Raw genomic sequence first — 18,242 nt, 5'->3', positions numbered from 1 at the left:
ATGCAAACTGCATTTAGAATGGAAAATTTGGCTTCTGGCTATGAGCAGGTTCGGGTGTTTGAAGGCTTAAATTTAACAATAGAAGAAGGAAAGGTTACGACTATTATTGGCCCAAATGGATGTGGAAAATCAACATTATTAAAAACAATTGGTCGTATATTAAAGAAGCAGCAAGGAACGGTCTATTTACAGGACCAAAATATGCAAAATTTATCGACGAAGGATATTGCGAAAAAGCTAGCAATCTTGTCCCAAACGCCTATTGCCCCAGGTCAGTTAAAGGTTGAGGAGCTTATTGCTTACGGTCGTTATCCACATCGTAACAATGTTAATCGCCTAACAAACAAGGATGAGGAAATGATTGAATGGGCTTTAAATGTGACAAATACGATGGAGTATCGAAATCGAGAGCTTGCTCAGCTTTCTGGAGGGCAACGCCAGCGTGTATGGCTTGCAATGGCCTTAGCCCAAGAAACGAATATTTTGTTATTAGATGAACCGACAACTTATTTAGATATGGCGCATCAGTTAGAAGTGCTAGAAATTGTCAAAGACTTAAACGAACAGCATCGTTGTACGATTGTGATGGTATTGCACGATATTAACCATGCGGCACGATATTCCGATCATTTAATCGCAATGCGACAGGGAGCTGTAATGAAAACTGGCACGCCTGAGGAAATTTTATGTGCAGATGTTATGCGGAACGTATTCAATATTAATGCACGTATTATGCAAGATCCAGTTACGAAAACACCAGTATGTTATGGCTATGATGTTATGAAGGAGACCGATAAATGATGGAGGAAAAGAAAGTACTTGATTATGAGACGCAGCAAATTGTATCGAAATTTACGAATTATACTTATACAGTAAATATCTATGTACCGAATGGAGAAGTACCGCAGGGAGGTTTTCCTGTTTTATACGTATTAGATGGATCGTCCTATTTCCATCTTGTAAAGGAAGCGGTCCGCCTACAAAGTCGTAATGCACCTAAAACGGGTGTTTTGCCAACTATTGTTGTAGGAATTGGGCATGGTGCGGATATGCATGAACGGAGATTTTATGATTTTACAGGACAAGCCGAAACGTATACGTATCCTGCAAGATTTAAAGGTAATGGCTATGAGGAACATGGAGGAGCAGCGAACTTTAGTAGATTTTTAGAGGAGGAATTAAAGCCAAGCATTCAGGCTGAATTCCCAGTAAATATGCAGCATGAAGCACTGTTTGGGCATTCATTAGCGGGTTACTATGTACTTTGGCAATTATTCCATCATCAAGCAAGCTTTCAACGTTATATAGCGATTAGCCCTTCTATTTGGTGGAATGAGCATGAACTATTCAATTTTGCCACAACATTTATAAAAGAGCGTCCATTTGCTTATGAAAAATTATTCATTGGCGTGGGGGAACTTGAAACCTTTATGGTGGATGATGCACAACAAATCGCGAGTGAATTACAGAAAATCATGGATATCTCCTTCTATGAAGCGTTGGAGGAAAATCATGCTTCCATCGTCCCAACTGTTATGAGTAGAGCAATACGTTTTATGAACAAAAAATAAATTGTAATGACCGCATTATTTTATGGTAATGCGGTTTATTTTTGTTTAAAAATTCATTATAAAAAGGGAGTGTTGGCAGATGAACAATTAATTTAGCACAAATAGAGGATGCTTCAGTAATTCATAACGTTATGCTACACGCCTTCAAATTCTTTCAGCGCTTGACACCCGCTGAGCTGAGCCTCAACAATTCGCACGCTCAAGCCCTTCATGATGTAGCGGGCGAACGGCAGTATATTTCAGTTGCACAGCTTTCAATGGTTGAGGCTGCACGGCAATTCGAAAAAGAGACAGCTTTATCGATTACTCATCCACTAAAGTCGTTAGTTAAATTTGTGATGAGATCTATAGAATAAAAGAATGCAAAAAATTATCTGAATACTCTGCAACAATTTACGCGATACATTCGTTTAATGAAATAACTATGACTTGTAGGGAGTGTAGTAATGAGGCGATGGATACTTATGGTAACAGTGTTGTTAATGTTGGTAGGCTGTACAAGGCATGAGAAAGCGGTTACCCTGCCAAAGGATTTACCTGACTTTGTGCAAGAAAGTGACTTCAAATTAATTGATTGGGACAAAAAGGCTGTAGAGTTTGGAGAGAGAGGTATTATTGGTAATGAGGATAAATCAGGTGTTATCGGGGCCAATATGCCGAGTTTAAACACTCAAAAATGGATGTGGCATATTTGGGGAATTGCAGAAGATCGTGATACCAAGTTAACAATTGTCGGCTATCATAAAGATTCAAAAACAGTGCACCCTATTTTAGTAGATGGCTGGACTATAGGGCTTGGTGGTCCTGTTAATGGTGCAGATGCCCATAGACCATCAAGTGTAAAAATCCCAAAACCGGGGGAATGGGCGATTTTACTGTATGTAAATGAAAGTTATTTTGATACGTTAATTTACGATATACATGAATAGAGAGTGAATATTTCACATAATGACCCTCGTTTTGTAAGCTGAAATTCTTATAAAATGAGGGTTTTGCTTAGAACAATTAATGCGAATAGCGACAAAATTATAAAATTGGTAAAATAAAAAGTAAGAAAATAGAAATGGAGGATAGTTATTATGACCGATTTACGATATCCAATTGGACAATTTCAATTTCCGGAAGTAGTTACAGCACAGCAGGTACAGGAATGGATGAAGGATATTCGTCTATTACCGAAACAACTAGCAGAGGCACTTAGTGGAGCCAGTGAGCAAGCATTAACGAAATCCTACCGAGAAAATGCTTGGACTGTTACGCAGCTTGTCCACCATATTGCAGATAGTCATATGAATAGCTACATCCGTTTTAAACTAGCTTTGACGGAGGATATGCCGACAATTAAACCTTATAACGAAGTGGAATGGGCACAGCTTCCGGATTCGAAAATGCCCGCCTCAACATCTTATAAAATGATTGAGAGCTTACATGAACGCTGGGTTTATTTGCTAACAAACTTAACAGCAGAGCAATTACAACGAGCATTTAATCATCCTGATTCAGGATTAATGACACTTGAAAAAGCTGTAGCCTTATATGCTTGGCATGGGAAACATCATCTTGCTCATATTCAGATAGCTTTAGCTAAATAAAGAATTTTTCCAGAGTGAAAATAGGCGATTTCCAGATCTTAAAGAAAATCGCCTACTTTTGAAATTGTTTTTAAGTCAATATCGTATGTTACACGGATAATGATACTGTATAGTAGCTTTATCTAACTTACGAACATAATTTTTTATACAATATTAATTCCTGCACTTGCGTTACCAGTCACAGTAGCAACAATCCCTGAGGAAGTAATGGAGAACACCATTAATAAGCGATCACCAGCAGCTACTGGCACTGGTGCAACGTTTGCAGTACCAAATGTAATAGTACCTACTGCTATAGTTGATAGAGCAGGTGCTAAATCAACGAATGCTGTTGTAGGGCTGAAAACATTACTTCCCGCAACCGCGCGGTAAATTTGTGCTCTGACTGTTGCTGTTCCTGTAAGGGTTACAGCAACTGTTGCAGACAATGATGCAGAAATAGATGTAATAGTACCAGCACGTGGAACTGAAAAGGCTTCTGTTCCTGTAGCGGCAGTTAAATCTATATTTGTACCAGTAAGAGTTACCCCTGGAATAGACGTACCGAATCCTACAAGACTAACTGTACCGATAGCGCCACCAAGAACTGATGTTAAAACAACAGGAACTATTCCTGATGCGAATGGGATGATGGAGCCTGTTGCTGGTGGAGTCGTAATACATGCAGCTTCAATAGCTTCAAAAGGACCAAGTGCAGTACACTGATTATTTTGATTTGCGCAGCCGCCGCACGCTGAATTCATACAATTCATACACATTTTTACACCCCCTTTCTTCATTATTCTATTCAGCTAAGATTATAGGGTTAGGGCAAATATCCGCATTGAAGTTTTTATATGTGGAAATTATGGAGGCCTTTTTTAGAGGTTATTTGTCAATGACAAGTATTCTATAATGAAATTGACCTTCTGCTTATGTGGTTAATTAAACAAAAAAAGTCCAATATGTATTTTCATACGTATTGGACAAATTTATCGTATAAATCTAGATTGATCCTAAGCTGTGAACACAACAACTTTAAACTAACTCCATTTTCGAAAGAAATTGAAAAACAAAGAACCCTTCTCTTTTTTCTGGCTTTCCTCAGGTGATTCGTTTACCTCTTCAATTTGTGTATGGGTTTCATATACTTCCCCTAATGTAGGTTCAACAATTTCACATAAATCACCTTTTAAAATAGGTGATTTATTTGCGTCCACTTGCTCGTTAACCACTTTATCTGTTCCTAGAACGACAGGCTCAATAACCATTTCAGTCGCTTCCGGAATAACAGGCTCAATAACGTTTTCGTCTACTTCCGGAATGACAGGCTCAATAACGTTTTCGGCTACTCCTGGAATGACAGGCTCAATAACGTTTTCGTCTACTTCCGGAATGACAGGCTCAATAACGTTTTCTTCTACTTCTGGAACGACAGGCGGCTCAATAACGTTTTCGGCTACTTCTGGAACGATAGGCTCAATAACGCTTTCGGCTTCTGGAATAACAGGCTCAAGAACATTTTCGGTTGCTTCTGGAATGACAGGCTCAATAACAGTTTCAAGTACCTCAAGATTGCTTGGCTCATTCGTTATGGCAGCGTTCATTTCAGCTACAGTGACAGCAGTATTTTTTTTTCTGTAATTCTCGGGAGTTGAGGCATCGTCAGGCGCTAAGGCAGGTCCGTTGATACTAACTGGAATTTCTTGTATGTTCGTAGCGTGCTTAAAATGGAAGGTGGATTCAGTGTTCGTATTTCTATATAAGCCATTATATATTTGGCTTGGATGAGTATTTATTGATTGAAAGTATTGTTGATTAAAATGGCGTTCCTCGGGTACATCTTTTTGATTTCCGTTGCGAGTAGAAGGTGTACCATTGTTTCCATCTAATTGCGTATTTGTTGCTTTACCTGCCAGGTTTTGTAGCATTTTATAAGAGGGCTGCTTAGATGTATTCGTCGACGGGCTTGTTGTCTGTGTAATGATCGAATCCTTCTGAGCACCGTTAGCAAAGAAATTAGATATTTTTTCAGTTTTAGGTGGAGTGGTTGGAGCTTCGGTATTTTCAATCGTAAGTAATTTGTTTAAAACCTTTAGTATATCTCGGTTCATTTCTTCAATTGTTTGATTCAAAGACTCAATTTGTGCTGATAGAAGTTTTATCTGCTCCTCATAGCCTCTGATTTGGGAATTTTTTTGCTTATCATCTATTGTTTCGTTTAGCTCTTCTAACAGTGCCATTTGCGTTTTAATTTCATCAAAATCCATTTTCATAAATAGGTAATCTTCAATTGAATTTCCCATTTTTAATGAAGTTAATGTATCCTTGTAGCCTTCTATTTTTTGCTTCAATTGTTCAATGCCTTGAGTGGAGTACAATTTTGAATTTTCCATTGCATTTCACCCCTTTCAGTCCATTTATATTTTATTAAAAATGTTTACTTTCTGTTACAAATATACCGGTCCTTTCAAACATTTTAGTTTCTTCTTAAGAAAGGGCGGTATAAGCAAAAACGATACATACTGATACTTTAGTATTTTAACTTGCAATTATTTTTCGTAACGAAAGTAAAGCACCAGTTACAGAAGACTCCCGCCTTTATAGGGGATACATTGCTAATTTAAGTTACTTTTCGGCAGGTTCAAACACCTGCTAAAAAATAGAGGAACTCAGCCACGTCCTGTGGCAATTTATCTGTGCGACAGCGGCAATTTTGCTGAAGCATAATTGATTCATAAAAATCAGAACGAATTACTTTTTAGCCCATGCACTTTTAGTTAGAAAACATAAGATACAAACGAAAGGTAAAAAAATTATGGAGGTGTCAAAAGGATGCTAGAGAATATGCCATCCCAGGCGCAAGAACTTATTTGTATAAACGTCGATAAGGTATTTGACTGGATTGTAAAGGAAATGTCGTTTGATTTTTCCCCTACTGGACCAATTACTTTTCCAGGAGTAACGCCAACGACTGATTTAACAGGTGCAGTAGTTACATGTAAGGTAGTTCCATCAACAACAAACCCTATTGTTATCTTGAACCGTGAGAATCGCCAATTCTCAATTGATGGTGCAACTGTATGTCTTCAAAATTTAACTATTCAAAAGAACTTTATTCTTACGATAGTTGTTTGTTTACCGAACGGCACTATGTTCACAAGCAATACTATTCCACTTTCTCGTTGCGAACAAGTTACATTATGTGCGCCAACAGGGACAGATGTAGAAATTTTATTCACAGATTTAGATTGTTTCGTGTGTACAACTGGAACATTAACAGCTGGAGCAGGGACAATTACGTTTTCTGCATTAACGATTACTGTATCTGTTTGCCAAAGTATTCAATCTACATTCCCAGTAACTGTGGAATTCTTAGCGACTTTCTGCGAACCAAGAGCAGAATTACCGTTCGCATGTCCGGGTGTAGTACGCCCGCAGCAGTGCCCAGCTATATTCCCAACAGTTGGTTAATGGTACTAACACATAGAAGAAAATCATATTATAAAGAGAGGTTAATCCTCTCTTTTTTTTATGCAAGATTTCAGACAGTAGCTAGCGCTTAAAGTAGGTTGGTTAATTAAATACTATTGGCAAGGGGGTACTAATTATGACTACTCGTATCGATCATGTGGAAGAAAAGATAAATGAACTAAAAAAACAAACAGATTTTTATGTTCATGAAATTAAAAAAACGGTTGAGAAGCTTATTATTCCGGATAGTGTCAACATCATTAGTTATTTCACGTCCTCGTTCAATATTTCTTATAATCCTGATGAGGAAAGCTTATGTTTGGGCTCCTATCATATTCGCAATATAGGGAATCAGCCTATAACGAATCCGTATCTATGTATAAAACTGCCTGAAGACTCTCCATTCTCTTTCTCAGGAAGGTATGTCTATGAACATTTCGCACCAAATTTAAAAGGCAACAGTAGCTGGGAACGAATCAACGATCAATCAAGCAAGGAGGAATTCTGGCTTAGACCTATAGGCAAAACAACGTTAGAGCCAAACGAAACATTATCATTTCCTAACTTTCAAATTAAGTGGGGTCATAATTTTTCTTATTCAGGAAGTATCATGGGTTTTACATATTGTGATGAGTTCAAAGATGGTGTCGTTGTCTTAAATCCTATTAATCTCAATGGAATTAGTCATACACAGGAGGATGAAAATGAGTGAGTCTGAAAATATAAATCAAAAAATAGATAGTGTTGTCCATCAACTAATAAAGGAACAGCTTACGAATCTATCTAACTATAATAATACGAAAAATAACAGCTTTGCCTATCTCGAAAAAGGCACATTGAATCTACTTCTTGCCTATTTAATGTCAGGAGAAAAGAGCAAAGCTGAAGAAATTGGTGATGAGGAAATAGATATTAAGATTATTAAGCAGCTTGATGAGATGTTAGAGGATAGTAAGGAGCAATTTGAAGAAGTGATTAGTTTACTTAAAAAAATGTCGTGATTAGGAGGCGCGAGTGTGGATAATGATATTGTTAAAAACAATGATCCTATTCAGTTGCAGCAAATGATCATTTTTTTAAGAGCAGAATTAGCGAAATATAAAAATGAAGTTAAAAGGCTCAGAGATAGTGATTATTATTCACTAGTACTGAGATTAGAGCGGGAAAATGTTCAATTAACAAAGCAGAAAAAGGAGCTTTCGATGGAGCTTTTAAAGCAGAAGAGAGACCATGAAAAAAAGCTTAAAACTTACTATGAAGATATACAAGCAAGAGAAACCCAGAAGAAAAAACAACTTTCTTCGATAGAGGGTTTATTAAAGGAATTAGAAGAGCTGCGTGCAGAAAATAAGCTAATGAAGGAAACGTTAACATCCGCTAAAGATAAATTACTTTCTACAAATTCAGATGTTCATGATAAGACTATAGTCGATTGCCTTGAAAAGAAGCTAAACGTTTTTACAAAAGATATAAGCCAACAAATGAATACTATCATTGAAGCCCTTGAAAGATCCCGTTTAGAACAAGCCAGTTCAGACAATCTTAATAAGCATTTAACCAAAGAAATAGAGGAGAAAAGTAGTGAGATAGCAAAATTAACGGAAGAATTGGCGAATATCAAAAAATATAGCCTTTCCCTGAGTGGAAAAACGATAATGAATACAGGGTTTATTACACATATAGATGCTCAAGTAAATAAGGTATTTGCTCAATCAATGGATTTTGAGAAGCAATTGAATCATAAATTACGCTTACTTGAGGATCTGGAACATAAATTGAACGAGCTTACTATCGAAATCAATACTGATAAAATTGTATAAAATTTGTGTTGCAAGCTGTTTCAAAAGTACGACAGACACTTTTGAAACAGCCATTTTTATGTTACTAGTGGATTCTAGACGTAATACATATTATTTCGTTTCTCTGTGTAATGTAACCCTTTTTAAACGTGGTGAATATTTCTTAAGCTCCAGCCTTTCTGGATTAGTTCGTTTATTTTTTGTAGTGATATAGTTTTTATCACCTGTTTCTGTACAGGCTAATGTCACTTGTACACGCATAAAATAACCTCCTTTTAAATCGTAATTATTACGCTTTATACATTATTATTTTTAGAGAAATATGTCAATACCGTATTTCCGTAAAGTTTTTAGCGTTGCGTTTTTTAGGACTCTATGTTTTAATTACGAAATGTAAATAGTAATAATTACGATTTAAGGAGTTGTAAAGATGACAAAGAAAATCCCTGTTACAGTGTTAAGTGGTTATTTAGGTTCTGGTAAGACAACAATGATGAATCATGTTTTACAAAATGAAAAAGATATGCGTGTTGCTGTAATCGTCAATGATATGAGTGAAATTAATATCGATGCAGAACTAATTGCAAATGGAAGCGGCATTTCACGAACAGAGGAAAAATTTGTGGAGTTATCGAATGGTTGTATTTGTTGCACGCTACGTGAGGATTTATTGCAGGAGGTGGAGCGTCTCGCAAGGCTCGGTACTATTGATTATATTTTAATTGAATCGACGGGGATTAGCGAACCAATACCTGTTGCTCAAACATTTAGCTATTTAGATGAGGAGCTTGGTATTGATTTAACAAAGTTTTGCCAACTTGATACGATGGTGACCGTTGTAGATGCGAATCGTTTTTGGCATGATTTTCAGTCGGGTGAAAGTCTTTTAGAGCGTAAGGAGGCAGTCGGCGAGTTAGATGAAAGGGATGTTGCCGACTTACTCATTGACCAAATCGAGTTTTGTGATGTCCTTGTATTAAACAAATGTGATTTAGTATCAGATGAAGAGCTTGAAAGATTAGAACGTATTTTACGTGCATTACAACCTGAAGCCAAGCTAATTCGTACAGTAAACGGTGTAATAGAGCCAGCTGAGATTTTAAATACTGGACGCTTTGACTTTGAACGGGTATCAGAATCTGCTGGCTGGTTAAAGGAATTAGAGCTTGGTCATGAAAATCATACACCGGAAACGGAGGAGTATGGCATTTCTTCTTTCATTTATAAGCGTAGAAGACCATTTCATCCAATGCGATTTGTAGAATGGTGTGATCATATGCCAGAATCTATTGTCCGAGCAAAGGGTATTATTTGGAGTGCGAAACATCAGAATGTTGCATTATTACTATCACAGGCAGGTTCATCGGCAAAAATAGAACCAGTTTCTTATTGGGTAGCCGCTCTACCAAAGGAACAACAGCAGGATGTTTTCTTGCAAAGTCCTGAGGTAGTAGAAGATTGGGATGAGGAATTTGGAGATCGCATGACACAGCTCGTTATTATTGGTGTTGATTTAGATAAAGAGGCGATTATAAAAGAACTAGACAAGTGTTTATTAACGGAAGATGAGTTTAATAACTCATGGGATGGTTTACAAGATCCGTTCAATTGGGAATGGCATTAATTCTTTCAGCAAGTGTTTAGATAGCGAAAGCGAAACAAAGAAGATTTCGGCTAGGATTCCGAAATCTTCTTGTGAAATACATGATTATAATTAGTCGCATCTCGCAAGGCCTTTTCCTCAAGTGGAATGCGCACGGACAGCATTGTCACATTTAAAAGTGTAAAGCAAAATGCTGTAAAATATGCTTGAAACATTAAAGGTAGAAGCATAATTTCTAAGCAAACTACAGCGTAATTTGGATGACGCATAAATGTGTAAGGGCCTTTTCGTACAACTTCTGCATCCGGCAATATGAGAATTTTTGTGTTCCAAAAAGACCCCAATGAACGGATACACCAAATGCGTAATACTTGAACGGCAATAAATAATAAGAATAATAACGGAAATAAAGGAGATAAACTTTTATGATTAGTAACGACTTCAATAATTAAAAATAGGAAAAAACCAGCATGCAAAGCAACCATATATGGATAATGAGAAGAACCAACTTCATATGCCCCTTGTGAAAGCATCCATCTTTCATTGCGTTTTGCAATGAAAACTTCTGTCAATCTTTGTAGAATGACGAGGATCAAAATAATGTAGATAATCATGCTACTCCCTCCATTTAAGTAATACAGCTTCAGCACAGAAGCCAGGGCCGAGAGCGACGAGCAAGCCAGTATCCTCTACTTGTCCTTCGTTTAACATAAATTGCTCCAATACATATAGCACCGTAGGAGATGACATATTTCCGTGAAATTTCAATATTTCCCGAGAAATATCGGTTTTTTTGGAAGCTAGATATAGAGTATCTTCATAAGCTTTTAACACTTTTTTACCGCCGGGATGTGCGATGAAATGGGTAAGCTGTTCATTGTATAGTTCATGTTCCAATAAAAATTGTTCAATGAATGGACCAAGCCAATTGGTAATGATGGCAGGAATACTTTTCTGAAAAACGACATGTAGACCATTGTTTTTAATATTCCAACCCATAACATTTTCTGAATCTGGCATCCATTTAGAGCCAGTCCCGATAATAGCAGGTATTGGCTTTTTTACTGCGATATTCACGTCATCTCCACAGACGAGTATACATGCGGCCCCATCTGCAAAAAGAGACGCACCGATTAAATTGCTTTTTGAAAAATCATTTGGCTGAAAGGTTAGACTACAAAGCTCGACACAAACGACAAGAACTTTTGCTTCTGGATGGGCACGACAAAAATCATAGGCTCTACTAACACCCGCCGCACCACCAGCACAGCCAAGTCCCCAAAGTGGAATACGTTTAAGTCTGTCTGAAAAAGGAAGTTTATTCATAACGCGTGCATCAATACTTGGTGTGGAAATACCCGTACTACTTACAAAAATAATAGCATCAATGTCTTTAGGAGAAACCGGTGATTGTAAAAACGCTTCATTTTGTAAACAGGCTTGAATAACATCAACGCTATATTGTGTAGCTAGTTCAATATATAAATCGTTTCGTTCCTCAAAGGAATGATCGGTACGATGCCATTCAGGTGGTACACAAAAATGGCGTGTTGCAATACCACCATTCTCAAAAACTTTTAAGTAACGTTCTAACTTAGGGATTTTCGCATGGAAAAGTTCCTTTGTTAGCTCCTCTGCGTTTATTTGTTGTAATGTGTACGGTGGTTGGTATGTACTAATAGAAATGATTTTTGACAATTCAACATCTCCTTTGCCAATAGTGGTCTTGTTTATTGTATGCAGGGGGGGAGGGGATACATGCTTGTTAGAAGATAATTGACAATTTCGGAATATTTCGCTATATTGGAAATAACTAAATCGGAAGTAGGTGATGTGACATGATGAATAGATCCGTTTTTAACGAGCTGCAATTCGGTTTGTTCAGTTTCACACGCCTAAAATATATAAATTGACCACGCTGTGTATTTAAATGACAATTGTGGAAATTTGTATATTCTCTTAAATGTGCCTGTGAACCTTGTAACTGCCGAATTGCGCAGAGACAAGGTTTTTTGTGTTTAGTATCAATTTGAGTACAAAGGATATTCACATTTAGGAGGAAAACAACTTGAATTTAACAACTTTAGGATTTTTACCATATTTTGAAGAGCAAATGACTGGATTTAAGCAGGAGGCTAAGCTGGCGAATTGTGTGCCGGCTAGGGTTACTTTAGAGCATAAACATTCCTATCGTGTACTAGCTGAAGAAGGAGAGTGGCTGGCAACGATTGCTGGACATTACGCCTATACATCATTAGCACGTGAAGATTTTCCCGCTGTAGGAGATTGGGTGCTAGTCGAGAAAATGCCTGGTGAGGAAAAGGCGATCATTCATAAATTGTTTACACGAAAATCAGTCTTTTCCCGCAAGGCGGCGGGGCTGGAAATACAAGAGCAGATTGTAGCATCGAATGTTGATATCGTACTTCTTGTTATGAGCTTAAATGCAGACTTTAATATTCGTCGTTTAGAACGCTATTTAGTAGCTGCGTGGGATTCGGGTGCTAAGCCGATCGTTGTATTGACGAAGGCAGATCTTTGTGAAGATGTTGCTAGTAAAATACGTGAGGTTGAGTCTGTAGCGTTTGGTGTAGATGTTTTTGTGACTAGTGCGCTGTCAGGTGAGGGCTTAGAAGATATTCGTGCGCTATTTACGGAAGGTGTGACGGGCGCATTGCTTGGCTCTTCTGGCGCAGGGAAATCCACATTGACAAATGCTCTTAGTTGTGAGGAGCTTATGAAGGTTTCAGGTATTCGTGAAGATGATGCGAAGGGACGCCATACAACAACACATCGTGAGTTAGTTTTATTGCCAGAAGGCGGCTGTTTAATTGATACACCTGGGATGCGGGAGCTACAATTATGGGATCAGAGTGATAGCTTATCCGCTAGTTTTCAGGATATTGAGGAACTTTCTGCGGCCTGTCGTTACAGGGATTGTACACATCAGAAGGAGCCACACTGTGCTGTACAGCAAGCAATTACAGACGGTGTACTTGAACGATCACGTCTCCAAAGCTACTTTAAATTGCAAAGAGAGCTTGCTTTTATCGAACGCAAAACAAATGCTCAAGCAAGGCTAAATGAGCAACGCAAATCGAAGCAAATTGCGAAAGGCTTAAAGAAGGGCAAAAAATCAAATTAATAAGAGTCAGCAGCAATTTCATAGTTGGGGGTACGAAAATGACAATCCAAAACATAAATCATTTATTATTTTCAGTGTCAAATTTAGAGAAATCCATCGCATTTTATGAAAAGGTTTTTGACGCAAAATTATTAGTGAAGGGTAGAAGTACAGCCTATTTAGATGTAAATGGGCTGTGGCTTGCCCTGAATGTAGAACAGGATATCCCACGCAATGACATACATCAATCCTATACACATATAGCGTTTTCTATCCAGGAGGCCGATTTTGACAAAATGTATGAAAAGCTAGTACATCATAATGTCAACATTCTGGAAGGCAGACAAAGAGATGTACGAGATAAAAAATCAATTTACTTCACGGATCCAGACGGCCATAAATTCGAATTTCATACGGGGACTTTACAGGACCGAATGGATTACTATAAGAAGGAAAAAATGCATATGGAGTTTTTTGATTAAAATTAAAAAAATGGGTGTCTCTAAATGGAGGACATCTATTTTTTTTTGCAACGTTTTCATTTCCCAAAACGACTTTAAAGTGTAGTTAGAAGGAGGAGATTAGGTGGATCTAGAAAAATTGGTTAAAAGCGCAAAAAAGGGGGATGATGAAGCCTTTGAGCAGTTGATCGTTTTGATGCGTGAGAAATTATATCGCACGGCCTACTCGTATGTTCGAAATGAGCAGGATGCGCTTGATATTTATCAAGAATCTATTTATAAAGCCTATACAACATTGAAAACATTAAAGAATCCAAGCAGTTTTCCAGGGTGGATTGTTAAGATTGTTACTTTTAAATCTATTGATTTTATTAGAAAAGATTCAAGGAAATTTACTTCAGGAGACGAGGCGTTATTTATAGAGTTAGCTGGACATCAAAATATTGAAAATATTACGCATACATTAGATTTAAAAGAGGCGTTTGAAACACTAGATGCCAAGTATAAAACGATTTTATGGTTACGCTTTTATCATGATTTTTCTGTTAAAGAGATTGCAAAAATGCTGGGCTGTCCTGAAGGAACAGTGAAGTCCTATATTAATAGAGCTAAGAAAGAATTAAAACCAGTCTTAAGGGAGGGCTACTTGTATGAGTAAGGAAAATAATAATCAATTTATTGATCGTATCGATATTCCACTTCAACAATTGATGGCGCGAGAGCAGGCGGCAATGCGTGCTGCAAAAAAGAAGAAACGGAACATTAGAATTATAAAACCCCTTTTAGTAGCCTGTGGATTATGTATAGCGCTACTAGGTGCAGGATTTTTCTCCCCTACAATAGCGACTGCACTGGCCAATGTACCTTATATTGGGGTTATTTATGCTGAATTTGGGGATATTGCAGCTGAAAAAATTGAACAAAATCATTTGATGACAAAAATAGGAAAGGAGGATAAACATGCAGGTCTTACAATGGCTGTTGAAGAAGCGGTATATGATGGTAATAGATTATTAGTTACGGTTGCTTATACAGGGCAGAATGGTGTTTCTTTAAAAGAAGAGGTTGTAGGTACGAATAAGCTAACTGTCAATGGGGAGCCAATAGATGTTGCGATCGGTTCTACAGGTCAAGATGATATAGATAAAAACACGATTATTGAACATCATGAATTAACTTTATCAAATCCAGATATATACGGGGATAACATTGAAGTCGCATTAGATGGAAGCGATTTATTTGGCTACAAAGGTAATTGGCATATAGATTTTACTCTTGAAAAATTAAAGGAAGAAGTTGTTAAGATCTATCCAAATGTAATAGCTAGTACGAACAATGGGTTATACAAGTTAAACGTTGGGAAGGTTTCATTTACACCGCTATCGACACGTATAGATATCCTAGTAGATTATCCAAACGATTTAGATAGAAATGATAAATGGCCATTTTTTGAGTTTGAGGTAACAGATAGTGAGGGAAAGTTATACGATGGGGAGAATATACAAATGGGTGCGACCAAGGATAATGGACATCATATTATTGTAGTACTGCCTCCTATGGAGAAAATGCCGAAATCTTTTACACTTAGACCAGGTAAGACGAACGAGCAGGGTTATTGGGAGGAAATAAAGGAATTAGAAATAGTGGTACCTTTAGAACCTTAAAAATAGGATCCCCCTTTAGTTTTAGAACTAGAGGGGGTATATTATTTAAATGGCACGAAAGAGAAACAATAAAAAGTAGAAAACGTTCATAACCGTAGGGGTGATTTTATGAAAAAAGCTATTATTTTTGATATGGATGGTACTTTATTTCAAACAAATCTAATATTAGAGCCAGCATTATCGGCGACGTTTAATGTGCTGCGTGCAAAAGGCTTGTGGCAAGGAGAAACACCAATAGAGAAATACCGTGAAATTATGGGTGTTCCATTACCTGTTGTCTGGGAAACGTTATGTCCTATGCACACGCTAGAGACACGTGAAGAAAGCAACGCATTATTCCATGTTAAGCTTATTGAACAAATACGTAATCGCCAGGGCGCATTATATCCAAATGCAGAGCAAACACTTGCTACGTTGGCAGAAAACTATGATTTATTCATCGCCAGTAATGGGCAAACAGAGTATTTACAAGCAATTGTAGAAACCTATCAATTACAGCGTTTTATCAACGGTACATATAGTATTCAGTCCATTTCGAGCGGTCATAAATCTGATTTAGTGAAAAAGGTCATCGAGGAAAATGCCATTGAACGCGGCGCAGTAGTAGGTGACCGTTCTTCTGATATTCAAGCAGCTCAGGATAATCAGTTGCTTTCAGTTGGCGTACGTTTCGACTTTGCGCAGGAAACAGAATTACGAAAAGCGGACATTGTCATTAATAATTTAAAAGAGTTGCTTGAAATAAAGTTTGGATAAAATTTTATCGACTACATTTTCTGATTTATCACCCAACTTTTTCGTTTTATCGAGAAGATTGAATGATTTATCGCCTAAGTTTTTCAGTTTATCGAGAACTAAGAGCAATTTATCGACATGCATTGCAATTCAACGGCATAAAGAGTAAAATGGAGGAAATCTATAGTAAGAGCATTGATAAGGAAAAGTAAATTGGATAAGCATTATATAGAGAGCCTCTGTTGGTGGAAATGAGGTAAATGCCCCCTTTTGAAAATGACCTTTGAGCTTCGTACCGAAAGCAAGTTTGCAAGTAGATTACGACGAGATGGGCACTCGTTACAACAGCGGCAGTATCTCTCATTAAAAATTTGAATGAGACGCACTGATGGCGGCAAATAGTGTGAGCTATTTGTAAATATAGGTGGTAACACGGGTATACTCGTCCTAATCAATTTTGATTAGGGCGTTTTTTTATACACTTTTTTACAATTTTGTTGAGGGGAGCAACTTAGGATGACAATTGTTATTGGAGGCGCGTGGCCATATGCAAATGGTTCTTTGCATTTAGGGCATGTTGCTGCATTATTACCGGGTGATATTTTGGCTAGATATTACCGACAAAAGGGCGAGAAGGTTTTATATGTTTCGGGAAGTGATTGTAATGGTACACCAATCTCAATTCGAGCTGCGCAGGAAAATACGACAACGGAAGCAATTGCTAATCATTATCATGAAGAGTTTTCAAGATGCTTCAATGATTTAGGATTTACTTACGATATGTATACGCGAACAGATGCGCAGCACCATCATGAATCTGTTCAGGCAATTTTTTCACAGCTGCTAGCGAACAAATTTTTATATAAAAAGAAAATTGAACAAGCATACTGTGAAACAGATAAGCAGTTTTTACCGGACCGATTTGTAGAGGGGATTTGTCCAAACTGTGGTGCGAAGGCGCGTGGTGATCAATGTGATCATTGCTCAACAATTTTAGACCCGCTCGATTTAATCGATAAACACTGTAAAATTTGTGGGAATGAGCCAATTATCAAGGGGACAGAGCATTTTTATTTTGCTTTTAGTCAGTTTCAAGGGAGATTGGAGACTTATTTAGCGGAGGCTAAGGCGGAAAAACGCTGGCGAGACAATGCTTTAGGTTTAACAGAACGTTACTTGGCAGAAGGGGTACCAGACCGCGCAGTAACAAGGGATTTACCAAATGGTATCGATGTGCCAGTACCAGGTTTTGAAGGCAAAAAAATATATGTGTGGATTGAAGCAGTAGCGGGTTACTTAACAGCGAGTATTGAATGGGCGAAGCAGCATCAAATAGCTATTGAAGATTTGTGGAATGAAGAAACGATTTCGTATTATGTGCATGGTAAAGACAATATTCCGTTCCATACAGTTATATGGCCAGCCATTCTTATGGGGATAGGGGCAAAGGCTTTACCTACACATATTGTATCAAACGAATATTTGACATTAGAAAAACGGAAATTATCGACGAGCCAAAACTGGGCGGTATGGGTGCCATATATTTTGAGTCGATACGATGCTGATTCTGTTCGTTATTTTTTAACAATGAATGCGCCAGAAAATCGTGATACTGATTTCTCTTGGCGAGAATTTATTTATAGCCATAATGGCGAATTACTTGGTGCTTATGGTAATTTTGTCAATCGAACATTGAAGTTTTTAGAAAAATCGTTTGATCGTCAAGTGCCTCAAGCCGAGATAGATGCCATTATTCGAAAAAATACGATTCAGCTATTTAATGATGTTGGGATTCAACTAGAAGCGGGTCATTTTAAACAAGCTTTAGAGGCTATTTTTGAATACATTCGTGCAGCTAATCGCTATTTTGACGAGCAGCAGCCGTGGCTACAGGTGAAAGAGAATGTAGAAGCTAGCAATCAAACACTTGCAACGTGTGTTTATATAATTGCTAATCTTGGACAGCTGTTACATCCATTTTTACCGTTTTCAGCTGAGAAGGTGAGAAAAATGTTAGAGATCAATGAAGTAATGTGGCATGAACAAGTGGAATTACCAGCAAGCATTAGTGAAGTGACACCACTGTTTGAACGTCTTGATGTTGAATTAATTGAAGAGGAATATCAAAAGTTAGTAGAGGGTAGTCGATAGGAAAAATGAAAGCAGTATGACGCAATAATGTCATACTGCTTTTAGCTTTTTTCAACGATGTTCAAACATCCATTGAAATAGAGGGACTC

Annotated in this window: 20 protein-coding genes and 1 other annotated feature; of the genes, 15 read left to right on the top strand and 5 right to left on the bottom strand. The window is 37.5% G+C overall.

Translation table 11 applies throughout. The annotated features are described in order from the left end of the window. The 4 genes from C7Y47_RS09840 (at window position 1) to C7Y47_RS09825 (ending at window position 3,163) form a co-directional block, all read left to right on the top strand. On the top strand, window positions 1-801 hold the full coding sequence (locus C7Y47_RS09840; protein WP_142508619.1) for an ABC transporter ATP-binding protein: 801 nt from the start codon (window positions 1-3) through the stop codon (window positions 799-801). After that, window positions 798-1,571 (top strand): alpha/beta hydrolase, encoded by a 774-nt coding sequence (locus tag C7Y47_RS09835; protein WP_255505114.1) that lies wholly within the window; start codon window positions 798-800, stop codon window positions 1,569-1,571. Before C7Y47_RS09840 ends, C7Y47_RS09835 begins: the two co-directional genes overlap by 4 nt. 446 nt (window positions 1,572-2,017) lie before the next feature. Beyond that, on the top strand, window positions 2,018-2,500 hold the full coding sequence (locus C7Y47_RS09830; RefSeq protein ID WP_142508618.1) for a hypothetical protein: 483 nt from the start codon (window positions 2,018-2,020) through the stop codon (window positions 2,498-2,500). A 150-nt stretch (window positions 2,501-2,650) separates the two neighbouring features. Beyond that, on the top strand, window positions 2,651-3,163 hold the full coding sequence (locus C7Y47_RS09825; protein WP_142508617.1) for a YfiT family bacillithiol transferase: 513 nt from the start codon (window positions 2,651-2,653) through the stop codon (window positions 3,161-3,163). Window positions 3,164-3,306: 143 nt separating this feature from the next. Here C7Y47_RS09825 and C7Y47_RS09820 read toward each other — a convergent pair whose 3' ends face one another. Then, window positions 3,307-3,921 (bottom strand): exosporium glycoprotein BclB-related protein, encoded by a 615-nt coding sequence (locus tag C7Y47_RS09820; protein WP_132361359.1) that lies wholly within the window; start codon window positions 3,919-3,921, stop codon window positions 3,307-3,309. Between the two features lie 264 nt (window positions 3,922-4,185). After that, entirely contained in the window at window positions 4,186-5,538 is a 1,353-nt protein-coding gene (locus C7Y47_RS09815; RefSeq protein WP_142508616.1) for a hypothetical protein, read from the bottom strand. A gap of 439 nt (window positions 5,539-5,977) precedes the next feature. On the opposite strand from C7Y47_RS09815, the gene C7Y47_RS09810 reads away from it, so the two are divergent. From C7Y47_RS09810 to C7Y47_RS09795, 4 genes are all read left to right on the top strand, one after another. Next, complete coding sequence (locus tag C7Y47_RS09810) at window positions 5,978-6,616, top strand: hypothetical protein (protein WP_132361363.1); 639 nt, start codon at window positions 5,978-5,980, stop codon at window positions 6,614-6,616. 136 nt (window positions 6,617-6,752) lie between these two features. After that, the gene (locus C7Y47_RS09805; protein WP_142508615.1) at window positions 6,753-7,328 is read left to right on the top strand and encodes a hypothetical protein; all 576 of its coding nucleotides are present in this window, start codon (window positions 6,753-6,755) and stop codon (window positions 7,326-7,328) included. Beyond that, complete coding sequence (locus tag C7Y47_RS09800; RefSeq protein WP_142508614.1) at window positions 7,321-7,617, top strand: hypothetical protein; 297 nt, start codon at window positions 7,321-7,323, stop codon at window positions 7,615-7,617. Before C7Y47_RS09805 ends, C7Y47_RS09800 begins: the two co-directional genes overlap by 8 nt. Window positions 7,618-7,632: 15 nt before the next feature. Next, window positions 7,633-8,436 (top strand): hypothetical protein, encoded by an 804-nt coding sequence (locus C7Y47_RS09795; RefSeq protein ID WP_142508613.1) that lies wholly within the window; start codon window positions 7,633-7,635, stop codon window positions 8,434-8,436. Between the two features lie 90 nt (window positions 8,437-8,526). On the opposite strand, the gene rpmG is transcribed toward C7Y47_RS09795, so the two are convergent. Further along, the gene (gene rpmG, locus C7Y47_RS09790; protein ID WP_053481849.1) at window positions 8,527-8,676 is read right to left on the bottom strand and encodes a 50S ribosomal protein L33; all 150 of its coding nucleotides are present in this window, start codon (window positions 8,674-8,676) and stop codon (window positions 8,527-8,529) included. Window positions 8,677-8,845: 169 nt separating this feature from the next. On the opposite strand from rpmG, the gene C7Y47_RS09785 reads away from it, so the two are divergent. Beyond that, the gene (locus C7Y47_RS09785) at window positions 8,846-10,039 is read left to right on the top strand and encodes a GTP-binding protein (RefSeq protein WP_142508612.1); all 1,194 of its coding nucleotides are present in this window, start codon (window positions 8,846-8,848) and stop codon (window positions 10,037-10,039) included. Window positions 10,040-10,089: 50 nt separating this feature from the next. On the opposite strand, the gene C7Y47_RS09780 is transcribed toward C7Y47_RS09785, so the two are convergent. Beyond that, window positions 10,090-10,632, bottom strand: coding sequence for an isoprenylcysteine carboxyl methyltransferase family protein (locus C7Y47_RS09780; protein WP_142508611.1), 543 nt, complete (start codon window positions 10,630-10,632; stop codon window positions 10,090-10,092). A gap of 1 nt (window position 10,633) precedes the next feature. Then, window positions 10,634-11,716 carry a type III polyketide synthase gene (locus C7Y47_RS09775; RefSeq protein WP_142508610.1) on the bottom strand — a complete coding sequence of 361 codons (1,083 nt, stop codon included), beginning with the start codon at window positions 11,714-11,716 and terminating at the stop codon, window positions 10,634-10,636. Between the two features lie 370 nt (window positions 11,717-12,086). Between C7Y47_RS09775 and rsgA the strand changes: the two genes are divergently transcribed. The 6 genes from rsgA to metG all read left to right on the top strand — a co-directional run bounded on the left by rsgA (window position 12,087) and on the right by metG (window position 18,153). After that, complete coding sequence (rsgA, locus tag C7Y47_RS09770; protein WP_142508609.1) at window positions 12,087-13,163, top strand: ribosome small subunit-dependent GTPase A; 1,077 nt, start codon at window positions 12,087-12,089, stop codon at window positions 13,161-13,163. Window positions 13,164-13,201: 38 nt separating this feature from the next. Then, window positions 13,202-13,624 (top strand): FosM family fosfomycin resistance protein, encoded by a 423-nt coding sequence (gene fosM / locus C7Y47_RS09765; RefSeq protein ID WP_142508608.1) that lies wholly within the window; start codon window positions 13,202-13,204, stop codon window positions 13,622-13,624. A gap of 103 nt (window positions 13,625-13,727) precedes the next feature. Further along, the gene (locus C7Y47_RS09760; RefSeq protein WP_142508607.1) at window positions 13,728-14,261 is read left to right on the top strand and encodes a sigma-70 family RNA polymerase sigma factor; all 534 of its coding nucleotides are present in this window, start codon (window positions 13,728-13,730) and stop codon (window positions 14,259-14,261) included. Next, on the top strand, window positions 14,254-15,267 hold the full coding sequence (locus C7Y47_RS09755) for a DUF4179 domain-containing protein (protein WP_142508606.1): 1,014 nt from the start codon (window positions 14,254-14,256) through the stop codon (window positions 15,265-15,267). Before C7Y47_RS09760 ends, C7Y47_RS09755 begins: the two co-directional genes overlap by 8 nt. A 108-nt stretch (window positions 15,268-15,375) precedes the next feature. Further along, window positions 15,376-16,023, top strand: a complete 648-nt coding sequence (locus tag C7Y47_RS09750; RefSeq protein ID WP_142508605.1) for an HAD hydrolase-like protein — start codon at window positions 15,376-15,378, stop codon at window positions 16,021-16,023. 165 nt (window positions 16,024-16,188) lie between these two features. Further along, window positions 16,189-16,455, top strand: a binding site (T-box leader). Window positions 16,456-16,518: 63 nt separating this feature from the next. After that, window positions 16,519-18,153, top strand: a complete 1,635-nt coding sequence (metG, locus tag C7Y47_RS09745) for a methionine--tRNA ligase (protein ID WP_142508604.1) — start codon at window positions 16,519-16,521, stop codon at window positions 18,151-18,153. Window positions 18,154-18,242: the final 89 nt, after the last annotated feature.

This window comes from Lysinibacillus sphaericus, assembly GCF_006864135.1.
In the GTDB taxonomy this organism is placed as follows: domain Bacteria; phylum Bacillota; class Bacilli; order Bacillales_A; family Planococcaceae; genus Lysinibacillus.
Note: the sequence above shows the minus strand (reverse complement) of the source record. Positions and strands in the feature narration are given on the sequence as shown.